15 protein-coding genes and 1 tRNA gene are annotated in these 20092 nt (G+C 63.5%); 4 read left to right on the plus strand and 12 right to left on the minus strand.

Features of this window, described 5'->3' with window-relative positions; genetic code table 11:
• Window positions 1–94: 94 nt before the first annotated feature.
• From amaB to V6590_RS18160, 4 genes are all read right to left on the minus strand, one after another.
• Window positions 95–1588, minus strand: coding sequence for an L-piperidine-6-carboxylate dehydrogenase (gene amaB, locus V6590_RS18145; RefSeq protein ID WP_335425104.1), 1494 nt, complete (start codon window positions 1586–1588; stop codon window positions 95–97).
• A 1-nt stretch (window position 1589) separates the two neighbouring features.
• The gene (locus tag V6590_RS18150) at window positions 1590–2606 is read right to left on the minus strand and encodes an ACP S-malonyltransferase (protein WP_335425105.1); all 1017 of its coding nucleotides are present in this window, start codon (window positions 2604–2606) and stop codon (window positions 1590–1592) included.
• The gene (locus V6590_RS18155) at window positions 2603–4786 is read right to left on the minus strand and encodes a dehydrogenase E1 component subunit alpha/beta (protein WP_335425106.1); all 2184 of its coding nucleotides are present in this window, start codon (window positions 4784–4786) and stop codon (window positions 2603–2605) included. The genes V6590_RS18150 and V6590_RS18155 overlap by 4 nt, the downstream gene beginning before the upstream one ends.
• A 65-nt stretch (window positions 4787–4851) precedes the next feature.
• Window positions 4852–6060, minus strand: coding sequence for an acyl-CoA dehydrogenase (locus V6590_RS18160; RefSeq protein ID WP_335425107.1), 1209 nt, complete (start codon window positions 6058–6060; stop codon window positions 4852–4854).
• 101 nt (window positions 6061–6161) lie between these two features.
• Here V6590_RS18160 and V6590_RS18165 point away from each other — a divergent pair, with 101 nt between their 5' ends.
• Window positions 6162–7079, plus strand: coding sequence for a LysR family transcriptional regulator (locus V6590_RS18165; RefSeq protein ID WP_335425108.1), 918 nt, complete (start codon window positions 6162–6164; stop codon window positions 7077–7079).
• A gap of 147 nt (window positions 7080–7226) precedes the next feature.
• Window positions 7227–9707: a hybrid sensor histidine kinase/response regulator gene (locus V6590_RS18170; RefSeq protein WP_335425109.1), complete on the plus strand. Its 2481-nt coding sequence runs from the start codon at window positions 7227–7229 to the stop codon at window positions 9705–9707.
• A gap of 63 nt (window positions 9708–9770) precedes the next feature.
• On the opposite strand, the gene V6590_RS18175 is transcribed toward V6590_RS18170, so the two are convergent.
• The 7 genes from V6590_RS18175 to V6590_RS18205 form a co-directional block, all read right to left on the minus strand.
• A complete protein-coding gene (locus V6590_RS18175) occupies window positions 9771–11210 on the minus strand; it encodes an APC family permease (protein WP_335425110.1) in 1440 nt (479 codons plus the stop codon).
• A gap of 104 nt (window positions 11211–11314) precedes the next feature.
• Window positions 11315–11809 (minus strand): flavin reductase family protein, encoded by a 495-nt coding sequence (locus V6590_RS18180; protein WP_335425111.1) that lies wholly within the window; start codon window positions 11807–11809, stop codon window positions 11315–11317.
• A 3-nt stretch (window positions 11810–11812) separates the two neighbouring features.
• Window positions 11813–13153 (minus strand): glutamine synthetase family protein, encoded by a 1341-nt coding sequence (locus V6590_RS18185; protein ID WP_335425112.1) that lies wholly within the window; start codon window positions 13151–13153, stop codon window positions 11813–11815.
• The gene (locus tag V6590_RS18190; RefSeq protein ID WP_335425113.1) at window positions 13143–13829 is read right to left on the minus strand and encodes a TetR/AcrR family transcriptional regulator; all 687 of its coding nucleotides are present in this window, start codon (window positions 13827–13829) and stop codon (window positions 13143–13145) included. Before V6590_RS18190 ends, V6590_RS18185 begins: the two co-directional genes overlap by 11 nt.
• A complete protein-coding gene (locus tag V6590_RS18195; protein ID WP_335425114.1) occupies window positions 13826–15130 on the minus strand; it encodes an alpha/beta fold hydrolase in 1305 nt (434 codons plus the stop codon). Before V6590_RS18195 ends, V6590_RS18190 begins: the two co-directional genes overlap by 4 nt.
• The gene (locus V6590_RS18200; RefSeq protein ID WP_335425115.1) at window positions 15130–16470 is read right to left on the minus strand and encodes an acyl-CoA dehydrogenase family protein; all 1341 of its coding nucleotides are present in this window, start codon (window positions 16468–16470) and stop codon (window positions 15130–15132) included. Before V6590_RS18200 ends, V6590_RS18195 begins: the two co-directional genes overlap by 1 nt.
• Window positions 16470–17519, minus strand: coding sequence for a 2,5-dihydroxypyridine 5,6-dioxygenase NicX family protein (locus tag V6590_RS18205; protein ID WP_335425116.1), 1050 nt, complete (start codon window positions 17517–17519; stop codon window positions 16470–16472). Before V6590_RS18205 ends, V6590_RS18200 begins: the two co-directional genes overlap by 1 nt.
• A gap of 226 nt (window positions 17520–17745) precedes the next feature.
• Here V6590_RS18205 and V6590_RS18210 point away from each other — a divergent pair, with 226 nt between their 5' ends.
• Entirely contained in the window at window positions 17746–18402 is a 657-nt protein-coding gene (locus V6590_RS18210) for an FCD domain-containing protein (protein ID WP_335425117.1), read from the plus strand.
• A 134-nt stretch (window positions 18403–18536) separates the two neighbouring features.
• Window positions 18537–18612 (plus strand) — tRNA-Phe (locus V6590_RS18215).
• A 728-nt stretch (window positions 18613–19340) separates the two neighbouring features.
• Here the strand turns inward: V6590_RS18215 and V6590_RS18220 are convergent.
• Window positions 19341–19739 (minus strand): helix-turn-helix domain-containing protein, encoded by a 399-nt coding sequence (locus tag V6590_RS18220; protein WP_335425118.1) that lies wholly within the window; start codon window positions 19737–19739, stop codon window positions 19341–19343.
• Window positions 19740–20092: the final 353 nt, after the last annotated feature.

Consider the following 20092-nt stretch of genomic DNA (forward strand, 5'->3'; position numbering starts at 1 on the left):
CAATGCCGCCCCGCCCCGGCAGCACAGCCACAGCCCCGAATGACACAGGGGCCGGTCTGCACCGGCCCCTGCACTCTCCCAACTCGGGGACAGATCAGAAATCGAACTTCACACCCTGTGCCAGCGGCAGTTGGGCTGAATAGTTCACCGTATTGGTCTGACGGCGCATATAGCCCTTCCAGGCATCCGACCCGCTTTCGCGCCCGCCCCCGGTTTCCTTTTCGCCGCCAAAGGCACCGCCGATTTCAGCCCCGGAAGGCCCGATGTTCACATTGGCGATGCCGCAATCCGACCCGGCAGCCGACAGGAAGGTTTCCGCTTCGCGCATGTTCAGCGTGAAGATGCAGGATGACAGGCCCTGCGGCACGTCATTCTGCAGATGGATCGCCTCGTCCAGCGTCTCGTAGCCCAGAACATACAGGATCGGCGCAAAGGTTTCTTCCCGCACGGTATCGGTCTGGGCCGGCATCTCGATCAGCGCCGGGCTGACATAAGCGCCGCCTTCCACCCCGGCGGCCACTTCGCCGCCATGCACCTTGCCGCCTTCGGCCCGGGCCTTGGCGATCTGTGCCATCATCCGGTCGCGGCTGGCGTGATCGACCAGCGGGCCGATCAGCGTGCCCTCCTTGCGGGGGTCACCGATGGGCAGGCTGGCATAGGCCTTGGCCAGTTTTGCCACCAGATCATCCTTGATCGAATGATGCGCAATCAGGCGGCGCAGCGTCGTGCAGCGCTGGCCTGCCGTGCCCACGGCGGAAAACACGATGGCCCGCACCGCCATGTCGAGATCAGCCGAAGGAGCCACGATCATCGCATTGTTGCCACCGAGTTCAAGGATCGGCCGCCCCCAGCGGGCGGCGACCTTCGGGCCGACGATCCCGCCCATCCGGGTGGAGCCGGTGGCGGAAATGATCGGCACATCCTTCGAATTCACCAGCGCCTCGCCGATCGCCGGACCACCGATGACCAGCTGGCTGAGACCTTCCGGCGCATCGCCGAACCGCGCCAGCGCGCGTTCCATGATGCGATGGGTCGCAATCGCGGTCAGCGGGGTCTTTTCCGAGGGTTTCCAGATCACCGGATCACCGGCCACCAGCGCCAGCGCCGCGTTCCACGACCAGACCGCCACGGGGAAGTTGAAGGCCGAAATGATGCCGCAGGTGCCCATCGGATGCCAGGTTTCCATCATGCGATGGCCCGGGCGTTCCGAGGCGATGGTCAGGCCATAGATCTGGCGCGACAGACCCACGGCGAAATCGCAGATGTCGATCATCTCCTGCACTTCGCCCAGACCTTCCGAGGTGATCTTGCCCGCTTCCAGCGTGACAAGCGCGCCCAGTTCGGCCTTGGCCGCGCGCAATTCCTCGCCCAGCAGACGGACCAGTTCACCCCGGCGCGGTGCGGGCACGGTGCGCCATGCCTTGAAGGCGGCATTGGCGCGGGCGATGATCGCAGGCATCTCGGCCGGATCGGTTTCCTTCACATGGGCGACGACCGCGCCGTCAATCGGCGAACGCACCGCCAGCGTGCCGCCGGTGATATCGGCCTCGGTCAGCCCTGCGGCTTTCATGATGTCGGCATGGGTCATGTCAGTCTCCCTTGGTGACAAGGCGGCGCTGATCTTCCATGCCCATCGAGACAAGGAAAGGCGCCGCATTCTGCAATGATTGGAAATCGGTCTTGGACCCCATCCCGTGCCAATTGGCCAGGATCAGGCTTTGCGCCACCGCCCCGCCCAAAGTGGTGCCGGGGCCGGTGATGATGAACAGATCGGGCGCGAATTCGCGCGCCGCATGGGCGATGGCCTTGGTGAAATCATAGGCTTCCACCACCTGATGCCCCAGAGTGTAATCCCAAAGCGCAGCAAGATCGCAGGCGCCCGGCCACCAGACATGGCCGCGCCCGTCGATCATCGGCAGTTCGGGTTGGCCGAACAGGCCGGGTTGCAGCCGCGCCCGGCCGGCTTCGGCCACCGGGGCCTGCAGCGCGGTGTGGAACGCCGCATGATTGGCCAGCCGCATCGGAAAGCGGCCCTGCACCACCGGCACGGCGGCCTCGAACGCCTTCAGCGCCGGTTCTTCGCCCGCCAATACCAGCATGCCGCCCAGATCAATGGACAGGGCGAGGCCCGGAATACCGGCGACAAGCGCCAACAGATCGGCCTTTTTCACCGGATCGGGCTGCCAGTTTTCATCGACAAAGGGATAGATCAACTGCCCGCCGATCAGCCGTTCCTGCATCAACGTGCCCATGGTGTTCACCACCTCGAACCCGCCTTCCGCCGTCAGCGCCCCCGCACAGGCCAGCGTCGAATACCAGCCCATCGAATTGCCGGTCACAGCCACAACTTCCACCCCTTGCAGGCTGCGGAAATCGGCCAGCGTGCTGGCATAGATCAAGGCGCTGGCATTGTCGCCCCGCGTGTGGCGCGACACCGAATAGGTGGCGGCCCCGTCAAGATCGGTCAGCGTATCCTGCCCGGCGACCCGACGGCGGGCATCGAAATCCGCCATCAGAGCCGCATCCCGGAAATGCCGTTTCAGATAACCCAGTTCCGTCTTGGTATAGGTGCCCCGCCCGGGGCAGATCACGACAGCGGTCTTCATGCGCAGATCTCCTTGGCGGCGGCAACGATGCTGTCACGCGACGGCATGGTGGCAGCATAGGCGGGGCCCGTCGCGATGAAACTGTCCTCGGCTGTCAACCGCGCCAGGGGCAGCCCGGGGCAGGCGTCATGGAAATGTGCCATGAATGCCTCGGCCAGCCCACCGGTATGACGGGTTTCGTCCACCACCAGGATACGCTTTGCCCCCTGTACCGCCGCCGTCAGCGCGGCCTTGGGCAGCGGCGACAGCCAGCGGGTGTCGATGATCCGCGCCTTGATCCCGGCTTGGGCCAGCAGGGGTTCGGCCTGACGGCTCAGATAGGTGCCATTGCCAAAGGTCACGATGGCCAGATCGTCACCGACGCCATGCACCCCCACCTCGCCATAGGGGATCACCTCGGTCCGGTCGGGATAGCGGGTCATCCAGCCGCCATCCTTGTCGGCATGCAGATCGCGCATCGGATAAAGCGCGATGGGTTCCAGGAACACCACCAGACGCTGTTCCTCACGCGCGAGCCGCACACATTCGCGCAGCATCCGCGCCCCATCCGCCCCGTTGGACGGACAGGCCAGGATCAGGCCCGGAATATCGCGCAGCACTGCCACAGAATTGTCATTGTGGAAATGCCCGCCAAAGCCCTTCTGATACCCCAGCCCCGCAATGCGCAGCACCATCGGGTTGGTATACTGGCCGTTGGAGAAGAAGGGCAGCGTCGCCGCCTCGCCACGCAGCTGATCCTCGGCATTGTGCAGATAGGCCAGAAACTGGATTTCCGGCATCGGGATGAACCCGTTCTGCGCCATGCCGATGGCAAGGCCCAGAATGCTCTGTTCATCCAGCAGCGTGTCGATCATCCGGTCCGGGCCGAAGCGGGCCTGAAGCTTCTGGGTTACACCGTAGACGCCGCCCTTGCGGCCCACATCCTCGCCCATCATCACGATTTCGCGGTGATCCAGCATCAGATCGGTCAGCGCCCAATTCAGGATGCGCGACATGATCTGCGGTTCCTGCATCTGCTTCATGTCGCTGCCGAAGGCTGCGGCCCGCGCTTCAGCCCCCGGTCCGTTGGTCGGCTTGCACACCCGTGTCGGCGGGATGAGCGAGGCCATGACCTCTGCCGCTGTCTGCAGCCGGGGCCGCGTGACGGCCTGCCCCGCCACCCGCTGCACCCGTGCATTCGTATCGGCATAAACCTGCAGCGCCGTGTCAGGCGTCATGGCCCCGGCCAGATCAAGCTGGCGGACCATATGCAGAAGCGGGTCCTGCGCCTCTTCGGCCTCCACTTCTTCGCGCGGCAGATAGGTCGTGGGCATATCGGCCCCGGCATGACCATAAAGCCGGATCGTGCGCACATGCAGGAATGCGGGCTTGCGCCGGGTGCGCACATACTGCGCGGCCTCCAGCGCCGTGGCATAGGTGTCAAAGATGTCCAGCCCGTCGCAGGCAAAGTACTTCAGCCCCGGGCGGTTGCGGAACGTGGCCCCGATCCAGCCCTTTGGCGTCTTGGTCGAAATGCCGATACCATTGTCTTCGCAGCAGAACAGCAAGGGCAGCGGGATCGCCTGATAGCTGGTCCATTGTGCCGCATTGAACGCGCCCTGTGCCGTGGAATGATTGGCACTGGCATCGCCAAAGCTGCAATAGACGATGGCATCGTCGGGCAGTTCGGCATGTTCGGGCCGGTGGCGGCGCGCAGCCCCGATGGCATAGGCCGCCCCCACTGCCTTGGGCAGATGGCTGGCGATGGTCGAAGTCTGGGGCGGAATGTTCAGCGCCTTTGACCCCAGAACCTTGTGCCGCCCGCCCGAAATCGGGTCTTCGCTGCTGGCGGCAAAGGACAGCAGCATGTCCCAGGCGATGCTTTGCCCCGGCACCTGCTGGCTGCGCGCGATCTGGAAGGCCGCGTCACGGTAATGGAGAAAGGCCATGTCGGTGGGGCGCAGCGCGGCAGCCACCGCCGCCAGCCCTTCATGCCCCGATGAGCCGATGGTGTAGAAGCCCTGCCCGGCCCGCTGCATCACCCGGCTTTGCCGGTCCAGCGCGCGGGACAGGCAGGCCGCCCGGTAGATACCCACCGCCTGAAACGCAGAAAGCGCCCCCGAAGGGGCGTTGCCATGCGGAAAGTCCCGCGACGCGACGCGTCGCAGGAAATTGTCGTGAACGATATCGGCGCGATCCATGCCTTGTCCTGTCGCTGGGGGGAAGGCCCCGGGCCGTCACTGACGCCCCGGAGCCCGCGCTGTGCTTAGAAGAAGGCCTGCAGGCCGGTGATGGCACGGCCCAGGATCAGGGCATGCACATCATGGGTGCCTTCATAGGTGTTCACGGTTTCAAGGTTCACCATGTGGCGGATCACCTGGAAATCCTGCTGGATGCCGTTGCCGCCATGCATGTCACGGGCGTGGCGGGCGATTTCCAGCGCCTTGCCGCAGTTGTTGCGCTTGACGATGGAGATCATCTCGGGTGCGGCATTCGCCTCATCCAGCAGCCGCCCGACGCGCAGGCTGGCCTGCAGGCCAAGGCTGATATCCGTCAGCATATTGGCCAGCTTCAACTGATAGATCTGGGTGCCGGCAATCGGTTTGTTGAACTGCTTGCGGTCCAGCCCGTACTGACGCGCAGCATGCATGCAGAACTCTGCCGCCCCCAGCACGCCCCAGCTGATGCCATAACGGGCGCGGTTCAGACAGCCGAACGGCCCCTTCAGCCCTTCGACATTGGGAAGCAGCGCATCTTCGCCCACTTCCACATCCTTCATCACGATCTCGCCGGTCACCGAAGCGCGGAGGGAGAGCTTGCCACCGATCTTCGGCGCCGAGAGACCTTTCATGCCCTTTTCAAGCACGAAACCCCGGATCTTGCCGCCATGGGCCTCAGACTTGGCCCAGACCACGAAGACATCCGCGATGGGGCTGTTGGAAATCCACATTTTCGACCCGTTCAGCACATAGCCGCTGGTCGTCTTGCGGGCGACAGTCTTCATCCCGGCCGGGTCCGAGCCTGCATCGGGTTCGGTCAGGCCAAAGCAGCCGATATATTCGCCGCTGGCCAGCTTCGGCAGATATTTCATCCGCTGCTCTTCCGACCCGTAGGCATAGATCGGATACATCACCAGGCTGGATTGCACCGACATCATGCTGCGATAGCCCGAATCGACCCGCTCCACTTCGCGCGCCACCAGACCATAGGCCACATAGCTGGCCCCCAGCCCGCCATATTCTTCGGGCACGGTCACGCCCAGAAGTCCCATCTCGCCCATTTCGCGGAAGATTGCCGGATCGGTTTCTTCCTCGGCGAAAGCCTTGATAACACGAGGTTGCAGCTTGTCTTGCGCATAGGCGCGGGCCGCGTCGCGCAATGCGCGTTCCTCGTCGGTCAGCTGCTGGTCAAGGCGGAAAGCGTCTTCCCAGTCGAAGCGGTTCAGGTCGGGGGCGTCTTTGGGTTTCAGGGCCATGATGCAACCTTTCGGGATCTGCGTTGTTTATGTGTATAAGGGATTGTTCATTGACTGAATAACGCTAGATTGGCGTTATTGTATTCACGGAGCGCATATAAATGGCCACGCCCCGCCGCCTCCTGCCATCCGTCTCGTTGCTGATGGCGTTTGAATCGGTGATCCGAACCGGATCGACCATGGCTGCGGCGCATGACCTGAACCTGACGCAGGGTGCCGTCAGCCGATTGGTGCAGAACCTTGAAGCCCAATTGGGCGTGCAACTGTTCCGGCGCGAGGGGCGCAGGCTGGTGCCTACCGACAAGGCGATGGCCTATGCCCGCGATGTGGCCAAGGCGATGGACCTGATCTCGCGCGCCTCGATGCGGGTGCGGGCCGCAACCGGGGGTGGCACGCTGGCTCTGTCGATCCTGCCCACATTCGGCACCCGCTGGCTTGCCCCGCGCCTGCCGCGCTTTCTGACGGCGCATCCGGGCATTACCATCAATCTGGGCACCCGGCTGCGCCCCTTCGATTTCGCAGAAGAAGGGTTTGATGCCGCAATCCACTTCGGCGCCGATACATGGCCTGACGCAGGCTTTGCCAAGCTGTTCGACGAAAAGATGGTGGCCTGTGCCGCGCCGGGGTTTCTGGCCAGCCACCCGATCCGCAGCGCCGCAGATCTGGTGGGGTTGCCGCTCTTGCAACTGGAAACCCGGCCCAATGCCTGGGCGGGCTGGTTTGCCCATCATGGCGTGACGACCGCCGTACCGCTGGGCATGTTGTTCGACCAGTTCGCACCGATGATCCAGTCCGCCATCTATGGCATGGGCGTGGCATTGCTGCCCGAATTCCTTGCCAAGGCCGAGCTGGCAGACGGGCGGCTGGCTCTGGCCTGGGGGGTCCCTGTGCCCAGCCAGGGCAGCTACTATCTGGTCTGGCCGCACAGTGCCGAAAGCCATCCGCCCCTGATCGCCTTTCGCCAGTGGCTGCAAGCGGAGGTTGCGGGCGGTCTGACCGAAGAATTGCTGGCCTGGTAACCACAGGCTGCGCCAGAAGCGCAACATCTGGGGGGAATTTGTGTGGAAGCAACGACATTCCGCCGCAGCGGGGTTCCACCGGACACAATTCTGTCGCCATAGTGCAGAGGCATCACTGCGCAGGTTCCCATGCCCGAAGTCGCCTTTATGGAGTCGATCGCCCATCCGGTCTGGATACTTGCCAGCGACGGATCGGGACGGATCATCCACGCCAACCGAGCAGCCAAGGTTCTGGCAGAGGGATGTCGCGATGCGGAAGACCTGTGCCGTCGGCTGGAACAGGCCGCCGACTGGTCGTTGCATTCCAGCCAATATCCCTGGAAAGGCGGGCAGGCCCCCGCGATCATCGCCCTGCCCGGGGGGGACAGTCTGCACCGCATTGCCTTCGATGCGGCGGGGCATGTGTTGTTCGACTGGTCGATCGACAGTGGCAAACTGGACTGGAAGGCCGCCGCGCCGCAGGCCTTCGGCTATGACCTGAACAGCTTTCCGGGCGATATCGACACATGGCTGTCGCGTGTTCACCCCGAGGACCGGGACCGGATGCAATCGGCGGCGCTGGATACCGCCCCGTCGAGTGAGGTGATCTGGCATGAAGATTACCGGCTGTTGCGCGCGGATGGCAGTGTGGCGCATGTGATGGATCGCGGCCGGGTGCTGCGCGATGCCGACGGTCGGGCCCGCCGCATGATCGGCGCCGTGATCGATGTCAGCCGCATCCATGAAGCCGAGGCCCGGTTCCAGCAGGCCGCCCGCGCCTCGCAGGATGTGATTTACAGCTGGTCCCCCATCACCAGCGAAAGCTGGTTCAGCGACAGTTATCACCAGACTTTCGGGCTTGACCCTGCAGCCCCGCGCGGTGCGCCCGGCAGTTGGCTGGCGGCCATCCATCCCGATGATCTGGCGCGTATCCTGGATATCCAGAACCGGGCCATTGCCGATGGCACGGACCGCTGGGATGTCGAATATCGTATCCTTGATGGCGAGGGACGCATCGCCCATGTGATGGATCGCGCCATTGTCGCCCGCGGCGCAGGTGGCGAGGCCACGCGCATCATGGGGTCCATCGTCGATGTGACCCGACTGCGCGAAGAAGAAGCCCGCTTGCAGGCCGTTCTGCGTGTTTCGGCGGATGTGGTCTATGACATCGACATGCGGCGTCAGCAGGTCACCTTTGCCGGCGGAACGCGCGAAAAGCTGGGGCGCGGCTGGCGCGGGGTGCATGCGACCTTTTCGGTCTGGCAAGAGGCCATTCACCCCGACGACCGGGATCGTGTGCTGACCGGGTTCAAGGCATTTCTGGCCAGTCGCGCCGAAAGCTGGCAGATGGAATATCGGCTGTGCAGTGCCGACGGCAGCTATCTGCATGTGCGCGATCTCGCGCTGGCCCTCCGCGACGAAAATGGGACGGCGTATCGGGTGATCGGCACCATGGCCGATCTGACAGCCGAAATCGAAGCCGCCGAAAAGTTGCAGCAGGCCCAGCGGCTGGAAGCGATGGGCAAGCTGACCGGCGGTGTTGCCCATGATTTCAACAACCTGCTGACCGTCATCATCGGCAATGCCGAAGCCTTGGCCATGGGTCTGGAAGACCCGGCCCGCCGCGCACTGGCCGAGGCGGTGATCCAGGCCGCCGGGCGTGGCGCCGATCTGGTGGCCAGCCTGTTGTCCTTTGCCCGCCGCCGCCCCCTGCGCCCGAAGGCGCTGGAAACCGGGCCATTGCTGGCGGAACTGGGCCGGATGCTGGGCCGCACCCTGCCCGCCAGTCTGCGCCTGCAGATCGAGGCGCCGCCCGGTCTCTGGCCGGTTGAGGCCGACCCGGCGCAATTGCAGACGGCATTGCTGAATCTGGCAGTCAATGCCGCCGATGCCATGCCCGATGGTGGCCACCTTCTGATCGAGGCCGAAAACGCCGTTCTGGATGACAGCTATGCCGAAGCCAATCCGGGTGCCCGGGCGGGGGCCTTCCTGCGCATCAGCATCACCGATACCGGCCATGGCATGCCAACAGAGATTGCAGCCCGGGCCTTTGATCCGTTTTTCACCACCAAGGCGGTGGGCAAGGGATCAGGGCTTGGGCTGTCGATGGTGCATGGTTTCGTGAACCAGTCGGGCGGGCATGTGAAGCTTTACAGCGAAGTCGGCATCGGCACGACCATCAGCCTCTATCTGCCCCGCGGTCGCGGAACGGGGCGCAATACCGCCGCAATGCCCGCACCCGGCAAGGTACCTATGGGTCAGGGTGAGCACATTATCATCGCCGAAGATGATCCGGCGCTGCGGGCGCATGTGATCCGTCTTGTCGAAAGTCTGGGCTACCGGGTCAGTGCCGCCGAGGATGGCGCGGCGGCACTTGCGCTGATCCGTGCCACGCCCGATGCGGCGCTTCTGTTCACCGATGTGGTGATGCCGGGCGACATGCCCGGCACAGCGCTGGCGGAACATGCGCTGGCCGAACGACCGGGACTGAAGATCCTGTTCACCTCGGGCTATACCGAGGCCGCGATCACCCGGAATGGCCAGCTGGACCCCGGAATGCAGCTGCTGTCCAAACCCTATCGACGCGACGAACTGGCACGCAAGTTGCGCGAAGTGCTGGAGGCCACCCCAACCGGCGCCGAAGGCTGACGGCAGCAGGGCCAGTGTCCCCTCCCCTCGCAGGGAGGGAACCTTGTCACAGCGCAACGCGCATCAGGCGTTCTGCCCCATCCGGGCAAAGGCCGCAGGATCGCGGTTGGCCAGCGCCCCCGCCATCATCCAGCCAAGCAGACCAGAGACCGGAACCAGCGCAGGCAGCGCCCAGCCCAGCCATCCGCCCGCCGTGCCGGTCAGATCACCGAAGTTCAGGAAGACATAGCCAAACAGCAGCGCCATGATGATCCCCGCCGCCCCCGGCAGTACCAGCTTGACCAGAGCCGAAGCCGGATCGGGCGTCTTGCCGAAAAAGACGATGACCGACAGGCAGGTGATCGCCAGCATGCCCAGCACGCCCATCACTGCGATCTGGGCAATCCATGCAAACAGATTGCCGATCGGATCAAGGCCCAGCAGCGCAAACAGCGCGACCACGATGATCGACAGGCCGGTCTGCAGCAGCGATCCGGCATGCGGGCTCTGATGGCGGTCATGGGTGCGCCCGAAGGCAGCAGGCAGCAGCCCTTCACGCCCGGCGACATAGGTGTAGCGCGCGATGTAGTTGTGAAAGGCCGACAGCGCGGCAAACAGGCTCGAGACCAGCAAAAGCCCCGCGATCATCGGCACCGGCCCGCCGACATATTGCCCGGCCAGTTCAAAGAAATAGCCGGTCGGATCGGGCAAGGCCCCGATGGTGTCCTGCAGCTTGCCCGCAGGTGCGGCCACCACCATCAGCCATGTGGTGAACACGAAGAACAACCCGATCAAAAGCACCGACAGATAGGTGGCGCGGGGGATGGTGCGGTCGGCATCCCGGGCCTCTTCGGCATAGATCGTGGTTGCCTCGATCCCGATGAACGACCCAAGGCAGAACAGGATCGACGCAGTCAGCGAACCCGAAAACAGCGCGTCGGCGTCAAACAGGTTCAGCGACAGCCCTTCCGCCCCGCCCGCACCCAGAATGGCGAAATCGACCAGCAGCACGATCAGATATTCCAGCACCACCAGCACGATCAGCACCCGCGCCGACAGATCGACCTGCCGATAACCCAGCACCCCCACCAGAAGGATGGCCAGCAGGCTCCAGACCCACCAGGGTTGCACGATCCCCAGATCGGCAAAGACACCGGTGGCAATGCCCCCCAGAAGCCCCGCCAGACCGAACTGCATGCAATTGTAGGACAACAGCGCAATCATCGAAACTGCGCCCGCCGCACGCCCGCCCAATGCCCGGGCGGCATAGGCATAGAAGGCACCCGCATTCTTCACATGGCGTGACATGGCCACATATCCTGCGGCGAAAGCCAGCATGATGAGCGTCATGAACAGAAATGTCGCGGGCACGCCCGCGCCATTGCCGATCAGCATGGCAATGGGCACTGCCCCCGCCACACCGGTCAGCGGGGCCGCCGCCGAGACGACCATGAAGGTCACCGCGATCAGGCCCAGTGAATTGCGGCGCAACTGGTTTTGCGCCGAAGATGTCGGATTGGTCACCCTGTTTCTCCCTTGTTGTCCCGTTCCGGGTCTTGTCGCCGGGCTTTTGCCGGTCGGTCTTGCCGGGGCTTGCCCCCGGATCGGCGCATGGCGCGCCGGATCGGTTACAGATGCACCGATTTTCGATAGGTCCGCTGGCCATAGAGCAGCGCCGCCGGATCGTCCGACAGCCGGATTGCCGTCACCTCGCCGATCAGCACATGATGGGTGCCCCACAAAAGCGCGGTCGCCAGCCGACATTCCAGCGCCGCCGTGGCTCCGGCCAGCATCGGCTGCCCCCCTTCGCCCGGTTGCCAGTCGCAGGCCGCAAAGCGCTCCGCCCGATCAGGCCCGCCACGACCGGCGAACAGATTGGCAATGGTCTGCTGGCCTTCATGCAACAGATTGGCGCAAAAGGCGCGGTGCTGCAGCATGGCTGCCGCTGCCGGACTCTGGTGATGGATGCACAAGAGCAACGACGGCAGGGCCCCATCGGCGGACACCGAGGTGAGCGAGGACACTGTCACCCCATGCCGCCCGGCAGGCCCATCGGTGGTGGCAACCGCCACAAACGTCGCGGCCCGGCTCATTGCTTCCAGAAAATCTGCGCGCAGGTCCATGGGTCAACCCAGATCGAAGAAGCGCTGCAATTCGACATCCGGCACCTTGCGACGGAATTCGTCATGCTGGCTTTCGCGCGTGGCGGTGAACCCATCGACGAAGCGATCCCCCAGCCAGTCCCGCGCAAAGGCCGATCCGCGCAGGCGGCTGATCGCATCGGGCATCGAACGGGCGAAATCGCGCGCCGGTTCCTGCGCATAGCCCGACCCGATCACCTCGGGGTCCGGCTCGATCTGCCCCACGATCCCGGCAATCCCGGCAGCCAAGGTGGCGGCGGTGGTCAGATAGGGATTGGTATCTGCCCCCGGCAGGCGGTTTTCCACCCGCAAGCTGCCCGGATCATGCCCGACCAGCCGGAAACAGGTGGTGCGGTTTTCATAGCCCCATGTCAGGCCGGGTGGTGCAAAGGTGCCGGGTGCAAAGCGGCGGTAGCTGTTCACCGTCGGCTGGAAGATCAGGGTCATATCCCCAATGAAGGCCTGCAGCCCGCCCAGAAACCACCGGAATGTCTGGCTGATGCCATGGCGTTGTGCGCCGTCCCAGAACACCGGAGTGCCGGATTTGTCCTTCAGGCTCATGTGCAGGTGGATCGACTGGCTGTCGGCAGCTTCGCTCCAGCGCGGCATGAAGGTGACCGATTTGCCCTGACGCAGCGCCAATGCGCGCAGAAAGTTCTTCAGCAACACCAGTTGATCGGCAGGGTCCAGCCCGCCGCCCGCCCCGATGCAGCACTCCATGAAGCCGGCCCCGATTTCCTCGTGCATCTTCGCCAGATCGATCCGCAGCGGTTCGCAGATCGCGGCCAGGGCCTCGTACCATTCGGTCTGCATGGCCTGATAGATGATCAGATCATGGCTGGCATGCAGGGTGGCCGGTTTCAGATCACGGTAGCCCTTCGCGCGCGCGCTTTCGGGGGTTTCGTCGAACAGGGTATATTCCAGTTCCATTCCGTATTTCGGGAAAAACCCGGCCTCGGCGGCGCGGGCCAAGACCCGGGTCAGGATCGACCGCGGGCATAGCGCGGCCGAAGCGCCGGTGAAATGCGACAGCACCAACAGATCATGCCCCGGTCTGGCCCAAGGCAAACGGCGCGCACTGGCCGGATCGAGCATCAGCGGATCATCATGGAAATCGCCCGCATCGTCATTCACGCCCGGAAGGTTGAGATGCACATCGGTCGGGTCCAACGCCAGTTGCGCGGGGGCCATTCCCATACCGGCTTTCGCGATCCCCTTCAGACTGCTGGCCGAGACCATCTGCCCGCGCAACAACCCGTTGGTATCGGTCATCGCAACGGTGGCAAAGCGGCTGCCCGGATCGGCAAGAAAGTCGTCAAGCGTCATGGATCACCTGTTGGGAAGGGGCGCGTTGCAGCGCATCAAGTTGTTCAAGATCGGGCCCGGGCGTCGTGGAATAGGCCTTCAGGAACACCCGCAGCCCGTTCAGGATATAGCGGCCCAGCACCGCCCGGTCGGGCAGCGCATCGGGCATATAAAGTGCCTGTGTCCGGGGTGCCGACAGGATCAGGCCCCACAGATCCTGCGCGGCCAGTTCGGCATCGTCGAAGGCCAGCCGCCCGGCGCGGCGCTGGCCTTCCAGATAGCGCATGATCCCGCGCAGCAGGTGATCGGGGCCGCTGGCCTGATAGGCCCGCCCGATTTCAGGAAAGCGCTGCACCTCGCCGATGATAAGCCGGGCCAGCGACAGCATTTCGGGACGCATGACCGTATCGGCATAGGCCCATGCGAAGATCAGCAGATCGGCCACCATGCCCTGATCGGAGGGATGTTCGAACACATCCAGCATCACGTCGCGCTTGCCCAGCATCATCGCCTGAAACAGCGATTCCTTGGACGGGAAATAGGAATACAGCGTGGGTTTGGTCACGCCCGCCTCGGCTGCCACTGCATCCATGGTGGTGCCGGTATAGCCCATCGCGGCAAAGACCTTCAGCGCCGCATCAAGGATCGCACGTTCGCGGTTCTGCCGGTTCTGCTGGCGGCGCGGCAGGCGGGTCATGCCAGACGCTCCAGCAAATCGGTCAGATGGCGGTTATAGATTTCGGGCTGTTCCAGATTGCAGACATGCCCGGCATCGGGGATCACCTCGAACCGGACATCGGGGCGCGGTGCCGTGTCCCAGATGCGCCCGGCAATGCCGCGAATTTCCTGCGGCGGGGCCAGCCGGTCATGGGCACCTGTCATCAGCAGGACGGGCATGGTCAGCCGCGCGAAATCGAACCGTTCCAGCGGATGGGTGAAACAGATCAGCGCATCACGATAGCTGGCGGCAGGGATCGCGGCCATGCTGTCCAGCAGGCGCTGCCGGGTCTGCTCCGAGGCTGAAGGTCCCGCCAGAACCCGGACAACCGCCGGGGCAAAGTCAGCCGGCACCTGCCCGGCATTCAACGGCACCTCGCGGCTGACCCGAAAGGCCTCGCGTTCCTCTGGTCCGGCTTCGGACATGCCGGTGCAGCCGCCCGACAGCACCAGCCCCGCCAGCATCTGCGGGTGGCGCATCGCAAAGGATGTGGCGATCCAGCTGCCATAGGACAGGCCCACCAGCACGAGCCGCCGCGCCCCCAGCCGTTCGGCCACGCGCAGGATATCCGCGCAGTAATCATCGACGCTGGATTGCCGCGCCCCAAGCGAACTGTCGCCGTAGCCGCGCAGATCAAGGGCTGCCGCGCGCATCCGCCGCCCTGCTGCCGCCAGCTGGTCCTGCCAGTTGCTGCGCCCGCCGCCGATGCCATGCAGAAACAGGCAAAGCCGGTCGTCATCCCTGCCCGACCCTTCGGTCGGGGTTGCCACTGTCAGCGCAAGGCGCGGCAGATCGTCAAGGATCAGCGTTTCAAACTTCGGCTCGACAGGTTCGGGCGCGGGGTCTGCCACATCGCCCGGAAGCGCGGCGGTTGCCAGCGCGGCAATTCCAGCCTCAAAGACCGCCCTTGTCCCGTCGCAGATCGGCTGCAGCCGTGCGGCAGGCGCGCGCAATTGCGCAGTCCAGTGAACATGGCACCCGCCTCCTTCGGCGGCGGAAACGGTGATCCGCGCATCATAGCTTTCGCAATCCCGGATGCCCTGCACATGGGTATAGCCCAGCACGCGGTCACTGTCGGACAGATAGGTCTGCTGTTCGCGGTAAAGCGCAGGATCCCCCGCCACCGTAAAGGCGCGGATGCGTGCGCCAGCGGGGCCGCGTTCCTCGGTCATCGTGGCGATCCACGGGTGCCACGGCGCGCAGAAATCGCGCAGGATCTGCCATGCGTCTTCGGGCGGGCGGGCCAGATGGCCCAGAACCTGCACGCTGTCGCGCGGCATCAGCGCAGCCCCCGCAAGCTGCCCGCATCGCCCCGCCACAGCGAATTGCGCGCGCCGCCTTCATCCCCCGGCGCAGTATCCAGTTCCGACATCTCGTACAGTGCCAGAACCCCGATGTAATCCTCCATGATCTCGCTGGTATAGGGCAGCATCAGCGCGCCGCAGCGGCTGTCGCGATACATCCGTTCCAGCGGCAGGGATTTCAGCATCGATTGCCCGCCACAGGTGCGGATGGCAAGCGCGGTCAGTTCCTGCGCGCCCTCCATCACATTGTATTGCGCGGCATACATCCGCATCACCTCGGCCTTTGACGGCATGCCCTTGGCCTCGGAGAAAGCCTGCCACCACAGCGCGCGCATAGTCGCCAGCCGGGCATACATCTTGCTGACCGCCACCCGTTTGGTGGCATACATCCGGCGGTCGATCGGCGGCTGGCCCGGCACCTGCCCTTTCAAATAGGCGATGGTGAAATCATAGGCCCCCTGCGCCACACCCATATAGGTGGGCGACAGCGTGGCCATCATATGCGGCCAGTTGGGCAGCGTCTTGCCAAAGATGCCGCGCGGCATCAGCAGATCATCCGCAGTGACAAACACATCCTTCAGGATCAGGTCGCGGCTGTTGGTGCCGCGCATCCCCAGCGGATCCCAGTCGCCCTTGACCGTCAGGCCGGGCGTGTCCTTGTGGACCACGAAGAGCATCGTATCCTCGTGACGCGGCTCCTGACCTTCGAACACCTCGGTGCAGACAATGGTGTAGTAATCGCAATACCCTGCAAGGCTGGCGAATTTCTTGAACCCGTTGATCTTCCATCCCCCTTCGACCGCGCGGCACTGGGTCTGGTTGGGCTTGCTGGTCCAGTTCTGCCCGCCTTCCGAAATCGGCTGGGAATAGATCGCACGTTCCCGCATCGCCCGGGTGAATTGCCGCGCCCGCAGCGGGGCAAAGGCAGCTTTCTCGTCAGGTGTCAGGTTGGGCATGTCATACATGAAGCGCGACCATGCCATGCTGGAATTGTGCATGTTGAAGGTCAGCGCCGTGGCCCCGCAATACTTCGCGATCTCGGCTCCCACCATGGCATATTCGCCCATGGAAAAGCCCCAGCCGCCGAATTCCTGCGGGATGCTCAGGCCCAGAAAGCCCGCCTCGGCCAGATCGCGGTAATTCGCTGTCGGAAACGAGGCTTCGTCATCCACCGCCTTGGCGCGGGCCGCAAAGACCGGTCCCATGGCGTTGATCTGGGCCAGGGCTGCCGCGACTTCGGGACGGACACGCGACATGTCATAATAGTCGGCGGGGCTGCTCATCGGCAAAACGCCCATTTGGGTCTGGATGGTCATCAGGCAAGCTCCCCTTGCAGAACGCCGTCTTGCACCACCACGCGCCCATCAAGGGCGATGGTGCAATTGCGCATTGGCAGATCGAAATGGCCCAGCGTGTAGCGGCCGGCATATTGATTGGCCCCGGTGGACCACAAGAAAGACCCGGCGATGGCCCGGAATTCCACCGCCTGCATGTCGCGCTTGTCATACATCGCGGCGCTGACCCATCGCGCGCCGGGGTTCATGCCCCAGCCGACATGGCTCATCCCAAAGGCATTGCGGTCTTCCCAGGCCTCCAGATATTCGCGGAAATGCAGCGCATCGATCCCGTCGCCGGTGATGGCGGTGATGAAATCCTGTTCGATGGTGATGTCGATCCGGCTGGTCAGACAGGTCTTGAAGGTCAGGTTCATGTCGCCCACCCCCATCACGATCCGCCCGTTCACGGCATTCTGGCCCGGGAAGGCCAGGCAGAGCCCGCCCGGCCAATGTGCCACCGCGCCGGGCGTGGTGCCAAAGCCCGCCGTGCCACCGCAAGGCGCACCGCGCAGATCGACCGTCAGATCGGTGCCGAGGGCCGAGGTCACCCGCATCTGTGACGCTTCGCGCAGCATCTGGATGCCCAATTGAACCTTTGGCCCCAGTTCGGGCCGGGGTTCGGTCCGTTCCAGAATTTCCGGATGTTCATTGGTGATGACCAGCAAACGGGTGCGGCCCGCACCTTCGATCTCGGGCCATTCAGGGGCATGGATCAGCCCCTCGACCGTGCAATCGAGGATCACTTCGACCTGCTTCAAAGCCTCGATCACCGCACGATTGCCCTGCAGCGCCCAGCTGGTGCCGGTGGATTTCACCGGAACCGGTGCCGTCTGGCGCGGGGTTGGCATCTGGATCAGACAGAACTCGGCGCCCAGGTCATGGGCAGCCAGCTCGCACAGTTGCACCAGAACCGGGCGCGACTGGGTTTCATGAAGAATGGCGATGGGTGTCCCCTTGCCAATCCCGTTCAACGCCAGAACCCGGCGGAAGCAGTCCAGCCACTTCCCCTCGACGCGCTCTTGCAACATCGGCTTCTCCCTGTCTGCCCGGTTTCAGATCGGTGCAATTTCTTAACTCTTGGGTTAATGTTTTGCGATGCGCCCGTGTCTGTCAACAGAATTTTCGAAAATAACAAATCTTACGACTATTGCTGCAAATTCAATCGCTTCAGGCGCAAAGCGTGCAGTGCAGGATTTTCGCAAGCCGAATTGCGCCCCTCTGCACCACCTGCGATACTGGCCGCAGGAGGCCCCGATGACCCTTGCCGAAAAAGCCTATGCCGCGCTGCGCCATGACATCATCCGGGGCGAACTGCCCCCCGGCAAACCGCTGCGCATGGCCGATCTCAGCACCCGCTACGACATGGGGTTTTCCCCCCTGCGCGAGGCGCTGAACCGCTTGCAGGCCGAACGTCTGGTCGAAGCCGTGGCCCTGCGCGGCTTTACGGTGGCGCCACTCTCTCTGGCCGAGATGGAGGATGCGCTGCGCCTGCGCATCCTGATCGAATCCGAGGCCCTGCGTTCAGCGATCCTGCTGGGCGGCGATGACTGGGCGTCGGGTATCGTGGCGGCACTTTATGCCCTCAAGCTGCAGGTGGATCGCCGCAGCGAAGGCGGCGATGTGTGGGAACTTGAAACCCGTCATCACGCCTTTCACCGCGCCCTGCTAGTGGCTTGTGGTTCGGTCTGGATGCTGGAATTCTTTGAACGCCTGTACACCGCCACCGAACGGTATCGGATCCCGATCCTGCTGGATCAAGGCGCCGAAAGCGGCCGCGACATCCACGCTGAACACGCCGCCATCGCCGAGGCGGTTCTGGCCCGGCGCGCCGATGACGCCGTCGCGCTTCTGGCGGCACATTATACCCAAACTGCCCAGGCCATCGCGGCGAAGATGGCTGTAACGGGCTAAGCTGCCCGTCGTCGTCGGGTTGAGCAGTGACACAAGAAAATCATGGAGCTGCAATTTTTTCGTCAAACCCCTCTGGACAGCCCCCACGCCCTCGCTTAATACCCGCCTCACCAAGCAGCCACGGCTGACAGCGTGCCCAGATAGCTCAGTTGGTAGAGCAGCGGATTGAAAATCCGCGTGTCGCTGGTTCGATTCCGGCTCTGGGCACCACTCCAATCTCCTTAGAAACAAGAGAACATAGCTTGGGCCTTGCTCGTTGCTTTACGTGCTGTTGGTCCGCTGGGCTACATCTGGGCTACATTACGCATCTGGTTGCGCGTGATGGGCTACTGGGGCGGGCTGAACCACTCTGAAGGGAATCTCATCCTAAAGCGAAATTGCCAACGGCGGTCTCTGATCCATTAGCATATAGGATGCGTGTGGCTCCGCGTAGAGCGCCTTATAGGAGAATCCATGTCCAAGACCGCCGACACTGAACAACTCTACCTGACTGTTGAACAGGTAGCAAAGCGCTTCAACGTGTCCACCGACACAATTTGACGCTGGAAGCGCGACGGCAAGTTTCCACGTGCTGTGCGCGTCGGTCCCGGTTGCACACGTTGGCGGCTGAGTGACATCGAAGCTCATGAATGCACTCTTCAGGCCTGCTTCGCGATGGATGGCGGCTTCCTGCACGACTAATCGCATGAAGTGAGTGGTGGCGCTATCCAGTGCATGTGAAGCAGGGCGGGCAACTGAGATCACTTCCCCGCTGTTTCTTCATCCCGCATCCAACAGCTCGCGCAGTGCGCGCGCACGCGACGGGGTGACCTTCGGGTCACTCCCACACGAGATCACGCGGATGAACTCGATCCACGCCTTCTCGTTCGCGCTCAGCTGGTCCCATGGTCCCACTGGACCCATGGGAACGGTGAAGACGGGGTCATCCTCCTGCGATGTCATTTGCCGAAGATCCCCCTCAAAGTCGCGCGAGACCGCGCTGTCAGCCGCGGGTCGGTGTTATCCGAAGCATCACGCAATTCTGCCAGCCAGCCGCGTTCATTCTCAGTCGCGGGCGTGCCGAAGATTTCGGTGATCGCCTTTGTCGCCGTCGCACCGACAGCCTGATCGAGTGCCAGCCGCATCAGGTAAGCCGGATCGACCTCCAGCGCCTTCGCCAACGAGGGCACACGATCGAGCGGAACCTTGTTTCGACCGTTCTTCAGGAAGGTCATCATCTTGGCATTGCCGAAGCCTGCCTCGCTGGCGATTTCGGCCTGGGTCTTCTTGTGCGACAGGTCGCGGATACGATCGGCGATCAACCTCGCAGTTGCGGTATTTGCGTAAGGGTTCGTCATGTTCAATCTCGTGTGGTTGTTGACATGACTTACTTACCGCGCGGTCGTAGCCGGGGCGGGTGGGGACTCAGCTTTGCGTCTTGGGATCTGCGACGAGACCGAAGTCCTAGGAAATGCGATCGGTGGTGATGGGGGTGCTTTCATCGCCAGTCAGTCGGGGCGACTGAACCCTCCACTCCCAGTGGATAGGGGTGGGGGAGGACGTTTTCAGATTCGACCAATAAGAGACATTCATTCCACCTAACTGTGCCGCTGTGCGGCTTCCCCAATGCCGACCTTAGGGTCCAGACTCATTGATCGTCAAAGCCAGAAGATGACGGTTGCGGCGAGGGCGACGGCGGAGAGGAAGGTCT

Source organism: Gemmobacter denitrificans (genome assembly GCF_036964905.1).
In the GTDB taxonomy this organism is placed as follows: domain Bacteria; phylum Pseudomonadota; class Alphaproteobacteria; order Rhodobacterales; family Rhodobacteraceae; genus Gemmobacter; species Gemmobacter denitrificans.

Excerpts from the sequence above, each read along its gene's own strand:
- V6590_RS18170 (WP_335425109.1), top strand. The coding sequence starts at position 7,227 with ATGGAGTCGATCGCCCATCCGGTCTGGATACTTGCCAGCGACGGATCG.
- V6590_RS18195 (WP_335425114.1), bottom strand. The coding sequence starts at position 15,130 with ATGCCGCGCGACAGCGTGCAGGTTCTGGGCCATCTGGCCCGCCCGCCC.
- V6590_RS18205 (WP_335425116.1), bottom strand. The coding sequence starts at position 17,519 with ATGTTGCAAGAGCGCGTCGAGGGGAAGTGGCTGGACTGCTTCCGCCGG.
- V6590_RS18190 (WP_335425113.1), bottom strand. The coding sequence starts at position 13,829 with ATGACCCGCCTGCCGCGCCGCCAGCAGAACCGGCAGAACCGCGAACGT.
- V6590_RS18150 (WP_335425105.1), bottom strand. The coding sequence starts at position 2,606 with ATGAAGACCGCTGTCGTGATCTGCCCCGGGCGGGGCACCTATACCAAG.
- amaB (WP_335425104.1), bottom strand. The coding sequence starts at position 1,588 with ATGACCCATGCCGACATCATGAAAGCCGCAGGGCTGACCGAGGCCGAT.
- V6590_RS18155 (WP_335425106.1), bottom strand. The coding sequence starts at position 4,786 with ATGGATCGCGCCGATATCGTTCACGACAATTTCCTGCGACGCGTCGCG.
- V6590_RS18180 (WP_335425111.1), bottom strand. The coding sequence starts at position 11,809 with ATGGACCTGCGCGCAGATTTTCTGGAAGCAATGAGCCGGGCCGCGACG.
- V6590_RS18165 (WP_335425108.1), top strand. The coding sequence starts at position 6,162 with ATGGCCACGCCCCGCCGCCTCCTGCCATCCGTCTCGTTGCTGATGGCG.
- V6590_RS18210 (WP_335425117.1), top strand. The coding sequence starts at position 17,746 with ATGACCCTTGCCGAAAAAGCCTATGCCGCGCTGCGCCATGACATCATC.
- V6590_RS18185 (WP_335425112.1), bottom strand. The coding sequence starts at position 13,153 with ATGACGCTTGACGACTTTCTTGCCGATCCGGGCAGCCGCTTTGCCACC.
- V6590_RS18200 (WP_335425115.1), bottom strand. The coding sequence starts at position 16,470 with ATGACCATCCAGACCCAAATGGGCGTTTTGCCGATGAGCAGCCCCGCC.
- V6590_RS18220 (WP_335425118.1), bottom strand. The coding sequence starts at position 19,739 with ATGACGAACCCTTACGCAAATACCGCAACTGCGAGGTTGATCGCCGAT.
- V6590_RS18160 (WP_335425107.1), bottom strand. The coding sequence starts at position 6,060 with ATGGCCCTGAAACCCAAAGACGCCCCCGACCTGAACCGCTTCGACTGG.